Below are 20,181 nucleotides of genomic sequence, written 5' to 3' on the forward strand. Positions count from 1 at the left end.
CGAGAGCATACCTTCATGAAAAGACGGATTTCACTGCTCTCAATTTTAACAAATGCGCGAGGAGATCACACGGCGAACCGGAATTTGAACCAGCGGATTACACTCACACAGTCTTCGTAGCCCCAAAACGCCACATAAATGCTGCCATCGGCCAGTTGCGTGATGCAGGGCGCGCCGAAGCGTAGGACCTGAAAATTCGAGACCATGGATTCGTCGGTCGCCGTCAGCCCACCGGCATCGTGCCCCCAGAGCGGCTGTGCATCGTCGTTGAACCAGTCGTCCGCCTCGAGATGCGCCAACTGGCACCACAGCCCCGGACTGTCCATACGACGATAAACGCACAGAATCCGGTCGTCAGCCAGCACCAGCGGCGTCATCGTTTGGCCGAGTAAACCGGTCGACTTAGGAGCGGTCCAAGTCGCGCCGCCGTCGTGACTGAGAGCGTAGTGATTCGGAAGATCGCAATGATTCGTGTTGTCGTAGACCCAAGCGACCGCCAACAATCGTCCGTCGTGCAATTCCACAACTTTGGATTCCCAATACAACAGGTCGTCGCGCTCACTGCGCATCACATCGAAGTAGCTGGGCCAAGTTTTTCCTTGATCGTGCGAAACGAACGCCAGCATGCGGTCGCCGCTGGGATGTTCACCATCCCAGCCTCGCCAGGTGGAGGTCGGGAGCAGCCAACGGCCATCCTTGAGAACGGTGATCGGACAACACAACTCAAACGACGGGCCAACCAATGGGGGGGTAATCGATTGCGGCGGTGACCATGTCTGTCCGTTGTCTGTCGACCGTGCCAGCGCAAAGTCGGTAGGAACAAAGCCCATCGTCTCCGGGTTGGCCAATCCTTCATGCGGATGAGCAGTGCGGTCATGGCGATGCAGCAGGGCGACCAGTTCCCCATCGTCCAAGACGGTGATCCGCCCGCTCTCAGAGACCAACTGGCCGTCGATGTCCGCTGCCAACGGACCTTCGACTTGCCACGACTCCCCCTGGTCGGTCGACTGGGAAACATGCACCCGACAATTCACCGCCTCAAAGGCCTCGCCCAGCATGTAAGTCGCTACCATTTCACCGTTGGGCAATACAGCGACCGACGGAAAATAGGCGTGCCGACTGGTGAGGTGCGGTTGCGGGTTCTTGTAGAGTACGCCGGTTTGTAGATCGGTTAGAATTCGAGGCGCATCCGCGGCCTGCGAATTTCCCAAAGGGGCGGCCATAGCGATTCCTTCTGTAGGGGATGATGTGCAGTCCCAAAACGGTAGCCAGTCATCCCCGTAAACGCAAACCTGCCGCAAACCATCCGTGAAGCGTCATGCTCGAACATCGGGTCGGCATGCAATCAAACGCAGCCAGTCGGTGGTCTCAGTGCGACATCCCTGCTTGCACTGAATCGATTGGCAACGTAGCTGCTGGTAACACTCTTCGGGGAGGGGGGGGGGAGAAGTTTTGCCCGAGTTGGTTTTTCCAACGACATGAACCAGCAGACGTTAACAAGCTGCGTTGCTTGATCACTCAACCAGGAGCCAGCCGGTTGTTGAAGCAATTTTAGGTTCTTAGACTCGCACGAACGCTTTCAGCCGAATTGGCAGCGTTGCAAAGGGGGGGCTAAGAACCTGTGGCAGTGAGCGGAGTTTCTTCCGGGATGAGCAACTATTCGCAAACCCGCACGGTTGAAACCTAAAGATCGACTTATGTCTCTTGAGTGTGTCCTGGAATGCTGTCGCTATGCGCGGTCGCTTCAACAACATTGGATGGAGTGGACGGTGGGCGGGCGTCGGGGATATCCGGTCCATCCAAAACCGGTTCCAAGGTACTGCTTCCGCAACGCGTACAACGAACCGATTCATCTCGTGAATAAGATGACATGATCATGCCGCATTTACATTTTAAAAGGGCCACATACGACTCCCTATTTAGTGATTTTGCAAGCGATCGTAAAAATTATAGTTAAGGTGTTTCCCTAGTTATTATATTGGCATATCGTCACCAGAAATTCATGATAAATACCAATGAAGCGGGGTATCCCTACCAATATCCGCTGAAAATGTCCTTTTTAGGTAAATATTTTCGCAGAGATCGTAGTGAGATAGGCTATGGGCATGGTTCATTAGTACCAGGGAGGGGTTGGCCTCCAGTAATTGGATTTTTCGCATCGCGCAGGATGAGGCCCGGGCAGTCGATTTGCAGTACTATAGAGGAGCTGCCAAAATTGTTGACTACTGCCATGAAAAGGGAGTGATTGTCTCGCCGGAGATCGGATCCAGCCGCTCGACATCAATCACTTTCCAGGTCTCACCTTCGCGCTGCCAGGTCAGTTCCCAGCGCGTGCTAAAACGATGGCGCCCCACCGCAATAGCGGTCGCTTCGCCGTTGGCGCGAAAGTGGGTCTTGGCGCGGCTGCCTTCGGCGAGCAGTTCTACGTCGACATCGGTGATGCGGAGCGTATGAACTTCGGTGAGCAGATCGCCAGCTTGGCGGACGTAGCCGCGAATCGGTTCCGCCTGTACTGAGATGAACTCCAACGTTCCGTCGATATCGTGTTGGTGGAAGGCATCGGTCATCTGCAGCAGTTCACGTTCCACCAACTCCTCGTCGGTGACGATCGACTTTTCCAGGACATAAGTCGCTCCCCCCAGGACGAGCATCGCAGCGGCGGCGACTAAGAGAATGTTGCGGCGCTTTGAGGTCCAAATCGCAAAGAAGACAACTGCCAGGCAGGCGAACAAGACGATCGGCGGCCAAGGATTATCGGTAAACCACATACGAAGCGCCTCGATCCGGGGAATTCCGGTGCGAAATGATTTCGGTCTCGTTCGCTTCGCAAACGGGAGAGAAATAACGGACGAACATCGATGTAGTTTAAGCGAACGTTTGCTCAGTTGGCAACCGGCGCCGGCAACTGCGATCCCTCTTCCGACGGAAGCAAACGGAACTTTCGCCGCGAGATTTCCTGTCCACTGCTCTTGAGGACCAGCTCATAATCTCCCGGCTCAAACGATTCGTCCAGTCGATAATTGAAAAAGACCCGCAGGTCCTCACGCGGGACGATTTGGCCGACGTGCGACAGTTTCTTACCCTCCGAGTCATGCAAATTCACTTCGACCCACAAATCTTCGTGCGGAGGATTGAGGGCCGCTTGCGCTAAGATCAACTCGCCGATGTGAAAGGTGTCGCGTTGGTTCAACAGGTGGTCAGCTACAATCCAGTCTCCAATCCGGAACGACAGGAACTTATCTTGTTCCCGCATCGAAGTGTCGTTGCTCAGCATGTTGCGGACTTCGTCTTCAGGAATCCGCTCCAGCGTATAGAGACCATCGGGATGCCGCACGCCGTAATGATCGAGTTTATACTCCAGGGCGACTCCCGAGACACTAAATAAGCCAATGGCAATGAGAAACGTGACAGCCGATGTCACGCGTCGTCCTGTCGATGCCCGCGGCAAAGATGCACCCTGGCCCCAATCGGAGATCCTCGTGGAGATCCGTGCGAGCAACGGAGAATGTCGTTTCCACCGTCGCCAACTCGCAGCAATTCGTTGTACGTCGTATTGATTCAAAAACGACAGATAGATCGTCAGCATGATCGCAGGGAATACGACCAACCCTAACATGAACACAGTTCCCAAATGGAACAGCACGCCAATTCCCAGCATCCAACCTCGCAGACGGCCACGCCACACACAGGCAAGAAACAGCACTTCCCAAATCAAGGTGGCATAGGCGGCGATAATTGAAACCAGCGGGTATTGCGAGAGATAGTCTCCCAACGGCTGATCGTAATAAATGTAGGTCATCAACCAATACTGCATTTGTTCGCCGCTAAAAAACGCCGGTGTATGCAACTTGGTGATCATGGCGGCAAAGTACGTGGAAGCGATCAACAATTGGATCAATCGTTGCGGCCAGACGGCTGCTGTGGGAAGTTTGTGGCGCGCTTCTCCAGGCCACGGTGATCGTTCACGGCGGCCTTTCAGCCAAGCATCGACTGACCAGATTGCTCCCGGACGTGCCAAACAGAGCATCAAGATGACGTGGGTGGCGACCACGACATATTTGGTCGTGGAGCTGATCCAATCCAGCATGCAAAAATAAGGGTACAAGACCAAGACGATCATCGTCGAGGTCCGTGTGAACCATCCCAACGACATCGTGATCAGACTAAACACCAGCGCCGTATAGAGCGCTACGACGATCGTGCCGGAAAACTCCGGCAGGTAGTTCAGATATCCGAACGTTTGTGCCAAGGGGGCCGTGGCGCCGTCGGTCGAGAATAACTCGCGGGCATAGGGCCAACGCCGTGCGACGTCGTACATCATGACCAGCGGGAGAATGATCCGAATCATCGCCAAGCCGTAGGGGACTTCTTGAGCAAAGAAAAACCGGTCCCAGCTGCGTGCTAGGTTCGGAGATTCATTGCGAAGGCGGGCATATTCGTTCTTCATCGGATTCCTGTTCCACAGAAGAGGGGAATGATCGTTGATCGCAAGAATAGCGCAGTCACTATTGCGCGTTCGGCGAGAGCTTGAAGGGCAGGGCGGGTGAACTGTTGCCTTGATTTGGTGTGGGACGCGTCACGATGTAAGGCGAATCGTTTGAGCGCGCATCTTGCCGCAGTCGTGGATTGTCGGTCATCACCCGTGCGACTTGTGACTCCAGCCAAGAGTTGCGCACACCCGTTGTCGTTCCATCGGGAGTGACTTCCGCCCGTACGCGATAGTAAAAGTGGACATCTTTTGGCTCTGCGTAATTCTGTGCCCAAACGTTGTCGGGGACATTGAATTTTTTAGGCCACGATTTTTCGACAACCAGAATGCGTAGCATCTCTTCGTGTGAAGTATGCCGTAAAATGTTGGCGGCAATTTTTCCGGTGAACATGTTGTGCGCGTCATAGTCCTGCCGCGACCCGGTCGCGAACGGCACAAAGTCTCCCCAGGGAGCCGGGGTCAGTCGATAAAAATCGCCGCTTTCTCCTTCAGCAATCAGATGCATTTCGCTGGAATGCGCCGACCAACCGCAAAACATATCCCAAACAATGAAATACATTGCAGGGTGCGATCCCACGCCGAAGGTGAATGTATGCGCCAAAAAACCGACGGTCAGAGCGCCGAGATAGCAGCAAATAAAAGCTGTGGCTAACCACTTTTTCATGGGCGACATCCCTTCCTTGGTTGCCGGTTTCCGACGAATCGCCACGAGGCGCAGCGATCAAACGGGCGGGAATATCTTAAATTCTCTCTGGTAGGTCAAGACGAGGTTGTCCGGAATTGTGCGGCTCACCCCGCAACAACCGCTTTACCCCGTCGCCGGTGGCGATTATCGTTGCCTTAAGAAACTGGCAGCGAATCCGAAATTCTATCTCAAAATTTTGCTCCACATCGATTCATCGAACGTTGTCCTGAAAGATACTCTGTTCAACGACAACTCAATCCCCCTGGTTCCCGTCACCTATGTCACGACAAACGAGGCGCCAAATGCGGAAAACCATCATAGGAATCGGTATCGTAGCTGCACTGGCTACGCTGCCCTTTCTGGTGCCCGCCATCTACCACCAATTCACAGCCTTTCCCAAGTCAATCATGATTGCCAGTGGTCCTCAAGAAGGGCAATATCAACAAATCGCCGCAGATCTGGCCAAGGAGATCGAGAGCCAGCTTGGGATTGAGGTGAAGTTGGAGCAGGAGACGCATGGTTCGCTCGACAACCTGCGGTTACTTCGTCAAGGCGATGTTGATTTTGCCTTGTATCAGCCCGGGACCGAACGTGTCCTGGACCCGGAACATTCCGACAGCAGCGAATTTCAACCGCGGTTTGTTGCCAACGTATATCCCGAAGTGACGCATTGGTTCGTTCGCCGCGGATCGGGAATTAAAACGCCGGGGGATCTAGTCGGGCGGAAGGTGGCGCTCGGCGAAAAAACTTCCGGCGACTATGCGATGAGCAAGTTGTTGTTGAAGCACTTCGGCTTAAAAGAGTCGGATGTCGACGCCCAGTATCTAAGTTTCGTCGATGTCCGTAAGCAATTTGCTGCCGGGGAGCTCGACGCGGCCTTTATGACCCTCGGCACACACGCCAAAACCCTAACGCAGTTGGCCGAGGAAGAAACGTGCGACTTATTGACGATCCCCTATGCGGAAGCGTTCACTCGCAAACTCATTCTTCCCTCTCCGTATACGATTCCTGCAGGAATGTATGACTCCTATCCTTCGGCGTTTCCGAGCGACGATGTGCAGACCATTTCCATTCGCGCCAGTTTGTTAACCAACAATGGAGTCGATGCCAACTTAGTCGAGGCGGTGACCAGTATTTTTCTGTCCGAGAAGTTTTTGCTGGCAAACGATCTAGGAGATCTGGTAGATGGCGGCAAAGCGGTGGCCATGCAAAAACCGGAATTCGAGATGCATCCCGGCGCCACAGCTTACTATGACCCCGAGCTCAAGCCGCTGCTGCCGACCGATTTTGTCGAGGCCACCGAAGGGATGCGGTCTTTTTTGGTCTCCTCATTGATCGCTGTCTTCCTGTTGTTTCGCTGGTACGCATCAGTCGTTCGCCGCCGCAAGGAGCATTGGTTAGATCAGTGCATCAAATCGTTATTAGAAATCGAACGGCGACAAGTCGATCTCGATCAGAAGTCAGGCACCGATGATTGCACGCGTCTGCAAAAACTACTCGACGAGGTCACCGATCTGCGGCAAGGCGCCCTGCGAAAAGTCTCGGCGCACGATCTCAGTGATGACCGCGCCGCCGATTGCTTTTTAGAAATGTGTCACGCACTCAGCGACAAAATCAACGCGAAAATTACCCGGCAACGATTGGAACGGCAATTCGAAGAATTAGGCGGGCGATTGGGCAAGTGACAACGCGGAGAGCAATGCTTGTTCAAGCCCCCGCAATCAAAACAGTTTCTCATAACACGAACGTGAACTTCATGGACAATATCGGCCATTACCTTGTCGTCGATCTCGAAGCCACTTGTAGCAACGACGGTTCGATTCCGCGCGATAAAATGGAAACCATCGAAATCGGCGCCGTCATGGTCGAAGCTGAGAGCTTGCAACCGGTCGATGAATTTCAGTCATTCATCCGTCCTGTCCGGTACCGGCAGCTTTCCGATTTTTGTCGAGAGTTGACCTCAATCGCTCAACAGGAGGTCGATGCCGCGGAAGGGTTTTGTCAGGTCTTCTCGCGATTCGTCCAATGGTCCGTCGGATTCGCTGATCCGCTATTTTGCTCGTGGGGTGACTACGACCGGCACCAATTGCGTCAAGATTGCGCGCATCATGGCACGGCTTATCCTTTTGGCGACGAGCACCTGAACTTGAAAGCCCAGTTTTCCAAAAATTTAGGCATCCGCAAGCGTTTGGGAATGGCTAAGGCCATCCGCCGCGTTGGCCTGGAACTCACGGGGACGCACCACCGTGGCATCGACGACGCCCGCAACATCGCCCGCCTGTTGCCACACATCGTGCGCTAAGGCCGGCCGTGGCCCCATCGGCTGGTCAGCGCTTTAGCTTGCGCAAATGCAGCAAAACCAGCTGAGGTGACGCGCAGTCGCTGTGAGGTGTCGAAATATGGGCGCGTTGCCGCCCCGTGCGCCCATATTATGACTACATGTAAATCAATATGACTGCTCGCTGGTTGGTTCGTCATTGAAAGGGCGTGTGTTGCAAGTTGTTTCTGGGTAAATGGTTACGGGTATGTTTTTGCAGGGCATGGGTTTTGGCATGCTCGTTGCTTTATGTCACTTACGTATCCGGCAGTCAGAACGAGCCGGTCAGGAAACACTAAAGGTCGCCAAATAAAAAAGCTGGTCGTGGAGGACACGGGGGCACGTAGCGGCGGCGGGAATCACACGAAACACACAAGGGGAACAACGATGAAGGCTTTTCAAATCTTTTTGACAGTGGCGGTCTTGGGTGGAATTGGCAACATGGCGGTCGAAGCGAAAGCTCAGAACCCCATCGTCGGTGGCGGCAGCCAGACCGATGTCTACTACGATCCCTTCAACGATCACACTTACGTCAAACGCGAACGCGTCAGCGTGCGTGAGAGTGCCTTCGATCCCGGTCGGATGTACGTCGATCCCGGTTCAAAACGTTACGTCGATCGCTACTTCCGTGACAACAACGGTCAGTTGGTTCGCGAATTTGGTTGGACCTGGACCAGCAACGGTCGTCCGCACGGTAAATTGACCCGCCAACGCGTCCGTCACTATTCGAATCCGCGTCCTGGTTGCAACCGGCCGGGACCGGGTGGTGGAGTGACCATTGATGATCAAGATACCGTGGTCTTCAGTGTCGGAGGAAACAAGCGGCGTCCCAACAACAACCGACGACCTAAGTACAACGGTCGCCCTGGAAACAACCGTCGTCCCGGTGGCACGACCATCGATGATCGCAAAACCGTGATTTTCGATGCCAATAGCCGCAACAAAAACCGGAACCGGAATAACAACAACCGCAACAACAATCGGAAACGGACCGGGCGAAATCAATCCCGCAACGGTCGTCCCGCAATGTTCGGATCGATCCGATAAATCGGAATCAACTGTAGATTGGCAACATGACAATTCCACGCGGCCGGCGAGAAACTATTTCTCGCCGGCCGTTTTTTTATGAATCACATCTCAAAACGTAACGGGGGAGGCGGTTTTTATGTCAAAACAGCGGCAAAATTCCCGTCTCAATATTCGGCTTGCTCGTTCTATGGAATTCCCTTACGATCCCCGTCAGTCGGCCAGTCAACACTTCTGGCTCTGTGGATTTTATCCCTGTCATATCACGGATTGGCCCGTCCGCCGATCGCTCGAGAGGAGCGATTCTCATCGATAATTCGCCAAGCTTACGCCCCGGAAGCTACTACGCTAAAGAGCTAAAACAGGTGCTTCCGCCTGAGGTGTTTGAGCGGAATCCGTGGCAACTCATGTGGCTGATCCCGCATTTGACAATCATTGCCGCGTCGATCAGTGCCCTGCTATTGACCAATATCCATTGGGGGTATCGTCTATTATTAGCAGTGGCAATAGGCCACAGCTACGGGTGCTTGATGTATCTGGCGCATGAGATTTTGCATGGCACGGTCGTGAAAAATGGCACGCTGCAAAACTGGCTCAGCGGGATTTGCATGCTGCCGTACTGTATCAGCCCCGAACATTGGAAGGCGTGGCACAATCGCTCGCATCACTGTCATACGTCAAAAACCGGCCGTGATCCCGATTCGTTCGGCGACGTTTACATGAATCGCAAAGCCCCTTTTGCGAAATTCACGACGAAACTAGCTCCCGGCTCCGGCTATCTTCGCAGTTGGTTTTTCATGGGCTTTTGGTTTTCGTTCCACGCTCTGGTCACGTTATTTGTGCACAGCAAAGTCTTCGAATACTGGAAACCGGCACAGCGACGTAAGCAATTGGCGCTCTTTTCCGCCATGGTCGCGTTTTGGGCCGGAGTCGGATACGCCGTCGGCCCCTACAACTTTGCCTTCATCTACCTGTTGCCCATGGTTGTGGCGAATTGCGTGCAAATGTTTTACATCAGCACCAACCATCTCTTCTGCGACGAGACGCAGGAAGAAAATGATCCGCTCATCAATTCGCTGACCGTTTCGACACCCCGTTGGGTGAGTTGGTTGCATCTGAATTTTGGCTACCACGTCGAACACCACGTCATGCCATACGCCAATTCCAAACATGCTCCCACGATTCAAGCAGCACTCAAGGAACATTTCGGCACGCGGTACCACGAAATGCCGCTCCAACAGGCGCTGCGTGTGTTGTATGAAACACCACCCGTGCATTTGAGCCGGCAGGAATTGGTCGATATGCGGACGGGCATTGTTTACAGCACGCTCGGCCCTAATGGCGAATTGCCCCAGGTTGTGGATCAAGTTGCCGTTCCGGTCCGTCCGCGCAAACGCGTGAAAAACCGACCAGCCGCAGTCGATGTGCCTGTGACGGAAACACCCCCGGAAGATGGCGAGCAAAATCGGGCCGCTTAGCCCCGCGCCGCTACGGTCCTGCTACCAACCGTAGTAGTAGCCATAGGCAGGCCGTTGATAGACGACCAACGGCCGCGGCCGGTAGACCGGTCTCGCATACACCGCGGTTAAAGGCGCATAGACCACAGGTGGTGGGTACTGGTAGGTGATGATCGGTGCTGTGTCGATCACCATGTACTCGGGGTAATACCACAGCGGCGGCTGCATGTAATACGAGGGTGGCGTGTAATAAATCACCTCGCCCGCTTTCGCCGGCTGCGTGTCGAAAGCATGCCCCACGGTGATCGCCGTCACCATCACGGTCAGCAGCAAGAATCGTCGCATCGTCCGCCCCCCCGTTTTGAATATTGCCGAGTGGTTGTCGCAACAGTGACGCTCTTCACGTCCGCATCGGAAAGTGTACCCTCCGTCATTTGGCCCTTTCCAGTGCAAAACGGATTTTTGGGCAGGGGAGGCGATCACGCTGGGACCGCTGCCCGCACGACGTTGTGCGCTGCTGAGCTACCGCAATGCTCGGGCGGGCGATATGATTACCGGTTCCGGAGTGGGCTAAGCGATCGCTGCGAGCCCCCAACTTGGGTTGGAAACAATTCAATGCGGGTCTCGGAGAGGAAAGTCCGGGCTTCATAGGGTACAGCGGTGGGTAACGCCCACCGTCCGCGAGGATCGGGAAAGTGCAACAGAAAGAATACCGCCCGCAAGGGTAAGGGTGAAATGGTGGGGTAAGAGCCCACCGCGAGGCGGGTGACCGTCTCGGCATGGCAAACCCCGCTGGAAGCAAGACCAAGCAGAAAGCAGTTCCGGGAAGTCCGCTTCCCGGGCGCGGGTCGTCCCGGCTCGTTACGACTTTCGGGTAGGTTGCTAGAGGCGGCGAGCAATCGTCGCCGTAGAGAAATGATCGCTCACGACACAACCCGGCTTACAGGCCCACTCCGGTTTTATTTTTTTGCGTCGGTGGCGGAAGAATGCTTAGCCACAGATCAAACACAGATCAAACACAAATGCCCGCGACCCGTAGGATGCGTCGCGACGCACCTTTCTCGCATAGGACGCGTTGTGTTAAATGTTCTAAGACGTGGCCCAGGGAAAGCCCAGCTTGGTTAAAGAAAAACCTCACGCAAAGCCGCCAAGCTCGCAAAGAGCTTGCGGCACCGCCCGTCTTGTTATTTGGGTCTCTGTGCGAGGCTTTTTTCGGCAATGTGATTTTGGTTTCATTGTGTCGGATGAAGTTACGGTCATGAAACTACATGGCAACGGCTGGTACAACTGGCCCTACTTACTGATTACGCCAATTGACATATGGGCACATTATCGGTGCAATGGAACAACCGATGGTCCAAAAGTCGCTCAGGGGCAAACTCTACACGCGCGGATATCCGCACCATTGAATCTGGGGCATCCTCATGAAGCTTGACCGGCAAATCTCTGGGATTATCTGGAACCGGTTAAATACATAGATAGCCAGTACGGCGGATACCACAATCGGAGGCTCGATTCATTATGTCTTTGTTCGACTTTTTCCGCAAAAAACCAGCCACGACACCACCAGCCAATTCAGTACCGCTCGAACAATCCTCGTACGACATCGCGTACTTCATATTGCCTCAATATGTCTTTGGGCAATTTGACCGGCTCAAGGAACTCTGCGAGGACACGCCAACGGCTGCCGGCCCATTCTTCTATCTCTTAGCGTGTCAAGGCCGCCAAGTTGAACCAGACCTCGAGTCAGCTAAAGAGTTTCACTGGCGCAGCGGGACCTTCGATGACACGCGCAGTTATCTTGTTCTCGAATACCCAACCCCACCACCGTTCGACTTGGGAGACTCTGACCCGGTTTCGATGGCCGAATCTGGACAACTCATGGTACTTGCGCCGTACTACTCATTAATCCTGCATGGCGGCAACGGAGAAATGCATTACTACATCCTTGGCCAAGCTCCGCTTGATGGAGGGACAACGGTCAGGAAAATCTTAGGTGGGGGAGAGAACTGCAACCTTGGCCCCGGCCCGCCGCCTTCATTGGACGCGTTTTTCGATCGTGTTCGAAAGATCGACGCTATTACTAACTCCGACAGTGGCTAACAATGCGATAAAGTGACGGCGCGGAGCCAGGTGAGGATTCTTTGCCACAGATGGAACACAGATCAAACACAGATGCCCGCGCCCCGTAAGGTGCGTCGCTACGCACCTTTCTCGCTGGGCGAAAGAAAAACCTCACGCCAAGCCGCCAAGCTCGCAAAGAGCTTGCGGCACCGCCCGACATGTTCTTTGCGGCCTTTGCGGCTTGGCGTGAGGCTTTTTTTGAATTGAAGTAAGTCCGACTGTGCCGGAGGAAAACGCCGTCGCACAGCTCCACGGTAACGACGTTACTGAAAGGACGATTCTATGAACAAATCTTTTGGAGTCCTCTGTTGTTTCTCGCTGGCGCTTTGCCTCGGTGGTTGTGCCGACGGTGATTCCAGTACCGTCGTCGGGGGATCGACTATCGTTCCCGAATCACCAGAGTTGATTGCCGCTCGGGAAGCAGAAAAACGACGGCGAGTGGATTGGAGAGATTGGGGACAGGATGGGGTTGGGCCGACGGAGGCGGATCTCCTGCAGCTACAAGAGAGACCGGAACTTGAGATCCTGAGTTTGGAAAATTGCCGAATCAATGACGAGGATCTCGCATTACTGAAGGATCTTGTCAATCTGAAATCGTTAAGTCTAGGGGGCAACTCCATCACGGATAGCGGCTTGGTACATTTGCGGGATATGGTCAATCTCAGGACCCTGTCTTTAGACGGGATGTCTATTGGCGAGAGCGGATTATCACACTTGAGCCGACTGAAACAGCTTGAGTATCTCGGGCTATACGATACGACACTCTCTGGTGAAACGCTTGCCCACATACAACAGTTTAAGAATCTACGAAAACTCTCATTAATGACTGTTCGCGTCACGGGCAATGGTCTGAAACATCTTGAGAAATTGAGCAAATTGGAGGTACTAAGATTATCCTATGCGAGCATTGACTCTGATGATCTGGAATGTGTGAAGAGTCTCAAGAATCTGAGGGAACTCCACTTACAACACGCTTCAGCGGACGACGCCGCATTGAGGCACGTTGCCGGAGCGACGAAACTTCAACGGCTCAATTTGTCGGAAACGGGCGTAACCAATGCTGGCTTGACGCACTTATTACAACTTCCCCAATTGGAAGTCCTCTATTTTGGCAAAACAAAAATCGACGATGACGGCATGAGACAGATTGCAAAAATGGGGGATTTGAAAGAGCTTTGGTTGAACGGAACATCCGTCACTGACGCCGGGCTGGCGGAGCTAGCCGGGCTGAAGGGACTGCGAGTTTTGGGTTTACATGGGGCTCAGGTCACGGAAGCTGGCGTCCGGAAATTGAACGAGGCCCTACCGAACTGTCGCATCGATGCTCATTTTCCGGAATCGCAGAATGAATAAAACCGCAACGCGTCGTCTAGCGTTTTGCAAAACTATCGCGCGATCGAAAACGCTCCCACCGGCAACAGTAGGCCTCGTCGGAAACGGGAACAGGAAGTGGGACTTGGTACAGGTCCGCACGTCGGATGTAATGAATGAGATTATCGGCTCCCCGGCAACGGGCGAAAGAAAACCTCACGCAAAGCCGCCAAGCTCGCAAAGAGTTTGCGGTTTCGCCCGTCATGTACTTTGCGGCTTTTGCGACTTGGCGTGAGGCTTTTTTTCTGCGAATATGCCGTCGCAGGATCTTACGGCAACGGCCGGTGTAACCGTCCCTACGTTACTGACGTCGGCAAATTGTTCGGCATGGATCGCACAATGCGACCGCAAGCGGTCGGTTTGGGATTTTTGAGAGTCACGCCGAAACTCTGTGTTTTATCTGTGTTCAATCTGTGGCTAAGAAAAAATGGTCACGCTTGGTTGCTGCTGCGAGCTTTGCGGCTTTGCGTGAGGCTTTTTTTAGTAGGCGCGTCCATCGTCCTATGCGAGAACGGTGCGTCGTGACGCACCCTACGGGCTTTTATTCCATTTTGGGGGGGCGGCGGCTTTGTTTTTTTTCGGATTGGCGGCGTTTGTTGTCGATTCGTTTTTGGATCTTCGCTCGCGAGACTTTTTTGCGTTTGCGGACGGTTGGCGGGGCGGCGACTTCTAGTAGTAGCTGTCGCAGTTTGTCCAAGCAGTCCGCCACGTTGCGGCCTTGGTCGCGAAAGCGTTGGCTGTGCATGACGAAATCGCCGTCGGTCGTTAGGCGGCGGTGGTAGGTCTTCATGAACCGCTCGCGGACTCCCTCGCTGAGGCTGGGGGAGTTGGCGACGCCCCAGCGGAGCGTCGCCTTGGTGTTCAGCTTATTGACGTTCTGTCCGCCGGGCCCGGAACTGCGGCTGAAGGTGAACGTCAATTCCCGTAGCGGGATCTGAATCGCTTGGTTGACGTACAACATGCCGGATTGCCTTTCGGGTCAGAAAACGCTGTGGTGGCGGCGATCAGTCGTCGCGGGTTCGCACGAACAGGGCCTTCTTCTCGCCCGGCAGCGTGAAATCGAAGCCGCACGATTTGAAGAAGTCTTCCGACGAGGTGACCGCCATCACTTCGAGCACGTTTTTGGAGCGCGCCAATTCTACACAGGTGGTGACCAGCCGTTTGCCGATGCCGGTGCGTTGGAAATTCGTCGAAACGGCGAGGCTGCGGACTTCGGCGAGCTTGGCCGAATAGATTTCCAGAGCAGCGCAGGCGATGATGCGTCCCTCGAATTCGGCCAGAAAACAATGCGGAATCAAGCCCATCAATTCGTCGACCGTGCGCGGCAGCAGCTTGCCCTCGGTCACGAAAGGGGTGATGAATTCGGACAACGCCTGCGCGTCGCCGATTTCGGCGTGGCGGACTTGGATTGCGGAAGCATCGAGGTCGGTCATTTTGAGATAGCAATACATCTGTCAGCGGAAAGCGGGCAACATCGGCACAGAGATGGTTTTAGTTATATCGATCCCCATTCGCCAAGCAAGGCAAGCCGAAAAACAGGCCAGCGTGAGTAACCTAGCTTCCTATGACCGACCTCTGGCAATCGCCAATACCAATCACTGTTGCACCGTACCGAGGTTCAACATAACATTTCGCCTCGCTGAGCGGCGTAGGCAAGGGATGCGGCAGATGCTTCAGCAGCAGCTTTTGCCGCTCCATTTCACGGGTTCTCAAGGAAACTGTTCAACCGATTCAAGCACGATTCGGTTGCGGGACACGTTTTGTCCGTCGAGGTTCGCGTTTTTTGACCAGCTGAGGCCCAGGAAAGGGACCTGACATGGATGTGGGCGGGCAAGGGGACCATCGGTCTCGCTTTGAATTCTCTGGAGCATCGCGTCCAGGCCACGATGCCGCCGGTCCCACAAAGCCCGAGCCGGAATTGAAATCGGGGCGGTTCACCGGTGACGATTTGTTGGGGCAGGCCATCGGCCGAACGCGCGACTATCTGCTCAGCCAACAACACGAACAAGGGTATTGGGTTGCCGAACTCGAAGGGGACACAATCCTCGAATCGGAGTACATCCTGCTGCTCGCCTTTCTCGGTAAAACCGACACCGAGACCGCCCGTTTGGCCGGGAATTATCTGCGCAAACACCAAACCCCTGGGGGAGGCTGGGCCGCTTATCCGGGTGGGCCGTTGGAAATCAGCGGTTCGGTCAAAGCCTATTTCGCTCTCAAACTGGTCGGGCATTCCCCTGAGGCGGATTACATGGTCCGCGCTCGCGACGCGATTCTTGCCGCCGGGGGCGCCGAAAAGGTCAATAGCTTTACTCGGTTCTACTTAGCCCTGCTGGACATCATCTCCTACGAACAAGTGCCGGCGGTGCCGCCCGAGTTGATTCTGCTGCCGAACTGGTCGCCGATTAACATCTACGAAATGTCCGCCTGGTCGCGAACAATCGTCATTCCGCTGAGCATTCTCTGGGCGCATCGTCCCTGTCATCCAATTGCCGACGAACACCGGATTGATGAGTTGTTCGTCAACTCGCCGCAAGAGTTGCCAGCTTCGATGGGCAGCTCGGAAACCTTGGACGACATGCAATCCGACACCTGGTTGGATTGGGACAAATTTTTTCGTCGCGTGGATGCCGGTTTCAAATTCTTGGAGCGGAATCGCATTAAGCCGCTACGGAAACGCGCACTCAAAAAAGCGACCGCGTGGATGGAGGAACGCTTTGCCGGATCGGACGGACTGGGCGCCATTTTTCCGCCGATCGTTTGGAGTCTCATCGCACTCAAATGCCTGGGCCACGATGACGATTCACCCGACGTTGTGCGCGCGATGGACGAACTCGACAAACTGATGATTCGCGACGAGGATTCGATACGCCTCCAACCCTGTAAGTCGCCGGTTTGGGATACGGCACTCACCACCATCGCGCTGCGGGACGCCGGTGTTTCGGCTGATCATCCGGCAATTCGACGTTCGGCCCAGTGGTTGCTTTCCAAGGAAGTGCGGCAAGCGGGGGATTGGCAGACGCTCAATTCTCACCTGCAACCGGCTGGCTGGTTTTTTGAATTCAACAACCAGTTCTATCCCGACGTCGACGACACGATCATGGTCATCATGGCGCTGCGTAAAACCTTGCCGCCGGAACACGAAGCGGAATTTTACGCCGCCTATAGTGCCTTTGATGGAGAGATGGCAGCTGTCATCTCCGGGAACAAATCACTCAAATCGGCCGCGGTCTCCCAAGTGGAATCGGTGCGGCCGGTGCTGGAAGCCATCAATCGCGGGACGCGGTGGGTGTTGGGAATGCAAAATTCCGACGGCGGTTGGGGAGCCTTTGACGTCGATAACAACCGTGAGATCCTCACCCGCGTCCCCTTCGCCGACCACAACGCAATGATCGACCCCAGTTGGCCCGACATCGCTGCCCGCGTGGTGGAAATGTTGGCGCAGATTGGCTTCAGCAAGGAGCACCCGCAAATCATACGGGCTCTGGAATATATCTTCGAACACCAGGAAACGGATCACTGTTGGTTCGGACGTTGGGGCGTGAACTATATCTATGGCACGTGGCAAACCGTTGTCGGTTTACGAGAGATCGGTGTCCCGTCGCACGACCCGCGGATCGAAGGGGCCGTGGATTGGTTGAAGTCGACACAGCAATCTTGCGGAGGCTGGGGCGAAACACCGCAGAGTTACGACGACCCCAGTTTACGGGGCCAAGGGGAAGTGACGCCGTCGCAAACCGCTTGGGCTTTACTGGGCTTACTCTCTGCCGGCGAGGAGAATTCCGTTGCCGTGCAGCGCGGCATCGATTATTTGATCGATACCCAATTGCCTGACGGGACTTGGGATGAATCGCAGTTTACCGGTACTGGATTTCCCCGGGTGTTCTACCTAAGATATCATTACTACCGGTTATATTTTCCATTGATGGCCCTCGGCCGCGCTGCCGCATTGCGAGCTGGCAAATAACGCGCGAGCCGTTCCTTTCATTCGATTTTCCCCGGTGCGCATCATGACCGAACTTCCAGGACGATTGGGACGACTGGCTGCCCGCGACATCATGACCTCTAAGTTGGTCATCCTGCGCGATGACGAGCCGATTTCCACAGCGGCGGCCACGCTGAAAGAACATGGAATCACCGGGGCACCGGTCATCGATCAATACAACTCGCCGATCGGGATGTTGTCGCTATCCGACATCATTCAAACCGTCCTGCCGGAGGATGTCGAGACGGCTCGTCCAGCGCCGGAGGTGCTCTGCGGCGATGCGGCCCACACGTGGGAACTGTTCGAACATGTTGCCGACAACATCGAAACCGCCGGGGATGAGGTGGTCTCTCAACGTATGTCGCGACTCTTAGTAACGGTCGCCGACAACACCCCACTGGTTGAAGTCGCCCGTGTGATGTGCGATGGACATTGGCATCGCGTGGCAGTCGTTGACGAGTCCGGAAACCTGTGTGGGATTGTCTCCACGATGGATGTTTTAGCGGCGATGATCAATGCGGCCGATGAAGGCTCCTAGTGCATTATCAGAGCTAGAAATCTGGGGTGCCACTGGCGGCTCGTCCGCCAGTGCAAACGTCGTTTGACGCGCACTTCGAGTTGAGGACCCTGTGTAGCACGGCACAGCTGGGCAAGCCAGTAGTGGCACCCGATATTGCGGCCGATGAAGGTTCCTCAAGGATCGCTCAGCCGCTGGAATTGTCCGCGGGGCGATTGATCCACACGCCGATCACCAGCAGTGCTCCCATCAATACGTACTTCAAATGTTGAATCTTAAAGGGCAGGGCGTCGGCGTGGAACATTTCCGCACTCCGCAAACCTTCATCCAAGACGGTGATCATCAGCACGCCGATTACCGAGCCGATGATCGACCCATTCCCCCCTTCGACGCGCGTGCCCCCCAGCACCACGGCGACGATGACCTGCAGTTCCAGTCCGCTAAACGACGTCGCCGACACCGAACCGTTGCGCGCCGTAAAACAAACCGCCGCCACAAACGCCAACCCGCCCATCGCCGTGTAGACCTGTGTCGTGCGGCGAAATACTGGGATCCCCGCGTAACGAGCCGCGACGCGATTGCCCCCCAACATCAACAGTTCCCGGCGAAGACGCGAATGAAAAAACCAACCGCCGCCCAGCGCGACCACCAGCGTAATTAGCAACAGCGATCCACTCAGCCCACCAAACCACGCATAACCGGGAACATCGTAGAAGGTGCCGAATTCCTGATCTCCTAAACGGACTTCGCACAACCCGCGGAATAAAAATAACGTCCCCAAGGTGGCGATAATCGGGGGGACATCCAAGCGGGCAATCAGGAATCCGTTGAACCAACCCAGGCCCAATCCACACAGCAATCCCAACGGCACCGCCGTCCACCAAAAACTCGCACCGGGGTCAAACGTCGCCATCATGGCGGCGATCAAGGCCACCATCGACCCGATGGACAAGTCGATGCCGCCGGTCATCAGCACGGCCGTCATCCCCACCACCAGTACGATCAACGGTGCAGCATGTGTGATCAAATCGGTTGCGTAGTAACGACTGGATCGCCCAAATGCCTCGGCCGAATCAAACTGCACGCCGCTGATCGGAGCAAAGACCGCCAATTCGGCCACGAAAAGCAGTGGCAAAACCAGCAGATGCCATGAGGTGAATCGGCGCATTACGCGCGTGGAGGGTGTCATCGTAATTCGTCCAACAGTTTTCTTCGGCGATGGAGGGCACAGTCGAAACCAATAACCGCCACGATCACCGCCCCTTCGATTGCGGTCCGCCAATATTCGCTCACGCCGGCATAGAGCATGGCCTGTCCGATCAAATACAAAAACAAAGCGCCGAGCACGGTGCCCAATAGTGTCCCCTCACCGCCAAAAATATTCGTCCCGCCCAGCACCACCGCTCCGATAACACTCAACTCAAACCCCATGGCCATCCGCGCCGGTTCGATGACTTGCCGATTCGTGACATACAGCACAGCGGCAACGCCCAGAAATAGGCCGCCGACCAAATACGACATCTGCAAAATGCGCCCCGGATGCAGTCCCGCGATGCGGCATGCCCGTGGCGAACAACCCAGTGCCAAAAATTCGCGAAACGTTTTTCCATACGCCTCCCAGACCAACGCGGCAACAACAACGACGGCCAAAATCCAACCGGCATATTCTTTGGCGGGAGTTTGATAGGCAGCCTGTTGAATCGACAGTCCGCCGCCAAAGTCCGGCATCAGCGTATCCGCCAGAATCAACGCCAGTCCGCGATAAAACTGCAAACCGGCGAGCGTGATGATAATGGGTGAGATCCCCAGCCAACGCACCAACAGCCCGTTCCATGATGAGAGCGACACGGCCGTCAACCAACAGCCGATAAAACAGACCCCGGGACTAGCTCCGTAATCGTACAGAATGCCAAACACCGTGCCGGCAACAACGATGATTGTCGAAATCGAAAGATCGATGCCACCGGCGAAAATAATTCCCGTCAGCCCCAACCCGGCAATGATCACCGGAGCTAGATAAACCGGAATCCGCGACAACTCAGCGAGAAACGACGAGTTGTCGTCTCCAGACGTTTGCCAGTAGATATATCCCAACAGCAACGCGCAGCCCACCAACAAAAACAGCAAGCGATGCCGCACCGTCGGCGTCACTCGACTGAAATATTGAATCACGATGTTGTGGGATTGGGGCATGGGGAATGAGTGGCCGGTGG

The 20,181-nt window shown here is 54.9% G+C and carries 17 protein-coding genes and 1 other RNA gene; 9 read left to right on the plus strand and 9 right to left on the minus strand.

What is annotated here, in order from left to right:
* Positions 1–65: 65 nt before the first annotated feature.
* The 4 genes from Mal52_RS09225 to Mal52_RS09240 all read right to left on the minus strand — a co-directional run bounded on the left by Mal52_RS09225 (position 66) and on the right by Mal52_RS09240 (position 5,153).
* On the minus strand, positions 66–1,223 hold the full coding sequence (locus tag Mal52_RS09225; protein ID WP_145375570.1) for a sialidase family protein: 1,158 nt from the start codon (positions 1,221–1,223) through the stop codon (positions 66–68).
* A 999-nt stretch (positions 1,224–2,222) separates the two neighbouring features.
* A complete protein-coding gene (locus tag Mal52_RS09230) occupies positions 2,223–2,768 on the minus strand; it encodes a hypothetical protein (protein ID WP_145375571.1) in 546 nt (181 codons plus the stop codon).
* Positions 2,769–2,881: 113 nt separating this feature from the next.
* Positions 2,882–4,447, minus strand: coding sequence for an HTTM domain-containing protein (locus tag Mal52_RS09235; protein WP_145375572.1), 1,566 nt, complete (start codon positions 4,445–4,447; stop codon positions 2,882–2,884).
* 58 nt (positions 4,448–4,505) lie between these two features.
* Positions 4,506–5,153 (minus strand): hypothetical protein, encoded by a 648-nt coding sequence (locus Mal52_RS09240; protein ID WP_145375573.1) that lies wholly within the window; start codon positions 5,151–5,153, stop codon positions 4,506–4,508.
* 323 nt (positions 5,154–5,476) lie between these two features.
* On the opposite strand from Mal52_RS09240, the gene Mal52_RS09245 reads away from it, so the two are divergent.
* From Mal52_RS09245 to Mal52_RS09260, 4 genes are all read left to right on the plus strand, one after another.
* Positions 5,477–6,859: a TAXI family TRAP transporter solute-binding subunit gene (locus tag Mal52_RS09245; RefSeq protein WP_197534773.1), complete on the plus strand. Its 1,383-nt coding sequence runs from the start codon at positions 5,477–5,479 to the stop codon at positions 6,857–6,859.
* A 71-nt stretch (positions 6,860–6,930) separates the two neighbouring features.
* Positions 6,931–7,476 (plus strand): 3'-5' exonuclease, encoded by a 546-nt coding sequence (locus Mal52_RS09250; RefSeq protein ID WP_145375575.1) that lies wholly within the window; start codon positions 6,931–6,933, stop codon positions 7,474–7,476.
* A 402-nt stretch (positions 7,477–7,878) separates the two neighbouring features.
* Positions 7,879–8,538 (plus strand): hypothetical protein, encoded by a 660-nt coding sequence (locus Mal52_RS09255; RefSeq protein ID WP_145375576.1) that lies wholly within the window; start codon positions 7,879–7,881, stop codon positions 8,536–8,538.
* A 344-nt stretch (positions 8,539–8,882) separates the two neighbouring features.
* On the plus strand, positions 8,883–9,995 hold the full coding sequence (locus tag Mal52_RS09260) for a fatty acid desaturase family protein (RefSeq protein ID WP_145375577.1): 1,113 nt from the start codon (positions 8,883–8,885) through the stop codon (positions 9,993–9,995).
* 21 nt (positions 9,996–10,016) lie between these two features.
* Here the strand turns inward: Mal52_RS09260 and Mal52_RS09265 are convergent, their stop codons facing one another.
* A complete protein-coding gene (locus Mal52_RS09265; RefSeq protein WP_145375578.1) occupies positions 10,017–10,319 on the minus strand; it encodes a hypothetical protein in 303 nt (100 codons plus the stop codon).
* A gap of 217 nt (positions 10,320–10,536) precedes the next feature.
* Between Mal52_RS09265 and rnpB the strand changes: the two genes are divergently transcribed.
* The 3 genes from rnpB to Mal52_RS09280 all read left to right on the plus strand — a co-directional run bounded on the left by rnpB (position 10,537) and on the right by Mal52_RS09280 (position 13,451).
* An RNA gene (gene rnpB / locus Mal52_RS09270) (RNase P RNA component class A) lies at positions 10,537–10,933 on the plus strand.
* 562 nt (positions 10,934–11,495) lie between these two features.
* On the plus strand, positions 11,496–12,077 hold the full coding sequence (locus Mal52_RS09275) for a hypothetical protein (RefSeq protein ID WP_145375579.1): 582 nt from the start codon (positions 11,496–11,498) through the stop codon (positions 12,075–12,077).
* 459 nt (positions 12,078–12,536) lie between these two features.
* Positions 12,537–13,451, plus strand: a complete 915-nt coding sequence (locus Mal52_RS09280) for a leucine-rich repeat domain-containing protein (RefSeq protein ID WP_197533815.1) — start codon at positions 12,537–12,539, stop codon at positions 13,449–13,451.
* Positions 13,452–14,010: 559 nt separating this feature from the next.
* On the opposite strand, the gene arfB is transcribed toward Mal52_RS09280, so the two are convergent.
* Together arfB and Mal52_RS09290 are read right to left on the minus strand one after the other, a co-directional pair.
* A complete protein-coding gene (arfB, locus tag Mal52_RS09285) occupies positions 14,011–14,430 on the minus strand; it encodes an alternative ribosome rescue aminoacyl-tRNA hydrolase ArfB (protein ID WP_145375581.1) in 420 nt (139 codons plus the stop codon).
* Positions 14,431–14,473: 43 nt separating this feature from the next.
* Positions 14,474–14,902: a GNAT family N-acetyltransferase gene (locus tag Mal52_RS09290; protein WP_145375582.1), complete on the minus strand. Its 429-nt coding sequence runs from the start codon at positions 14,900–14,902 to the stop codon at positions 14,474–14,476.
* A 383-nt stretch (positions 14,903–15,285) separates the two neighbouring features.
* Here Mal52_RS09290 and Mal52_RS09295 point away from each other — a divergent pair, with 383 nt between their 5' ends.
* Together Mal52_RS09295 and Mal52_RS09300 are read left to right on the plus strand one after the other, a co-directional pair.
* A complete protein-coding gene (locus Mal52_RS09295) occupies positions 15,286–17,433 on the plus strand; it encodes a terpene cyclase/mutase family protein (protein WP_145375583.1) in 2,148 nt (715 codons plus the stop codon).
* A gap of 43 nt (positions 17,434–17,476) precedes the next feature.
* A complete protein-coding gene (locus tag Mal52_RS09300) occupies positions 17,477–17,989 on the plus strand; it encodes a CBS domain-containing protein (RefSeq protein WP_145375584.1) in 513 nt (170 codons plus the stop codon).
* A 166-nt stretch (positions 17,990–18,155) separates the two neighbouring features.
* Here Mal52_RS09300 and Mal52_RS09305 read toward each other — a convergent pair whose 3' ends face one another.
* Positions 18,156–19,157 carry an ABC transporter permease gene (locus tag Mal52_RS09305; protein WP_145375585.1) on the minus strand — a complete coding sequence of 334 codons (1,002 nt, stop codon included), beginning with the start codon at positions 19,155–19,157 and terminating at the stop codon, positions 18,156–18,158.
* Positions 19,154–20,161: an ABC transporter permease gene (locus tag Mal52_RS09310; protein WP_145375586.1), complete on the minus strand. Its 1,008-nt coding sequence runs from the start codon at positions 20,159–20,161 to the stop codon at positions 19,154–19,156. The genes Mal52_RS09305 and Mal52_RS09310 overlap by 4 nt, the downstream gene beginning before the upstream one ends.
* Between the last annotated feature and the right edge of the window lie 20 nt (positions 20,162–20,181).

Source organism: Symmachiella dynata, assembly GCF_007747995.1.
Taxonomy (GTDB): Bacteria; Planctomycetota; Planctomycetia; order Planctomycetales; family Planctomycetaceae; genus Symmachiella; species Symmachiella dynata.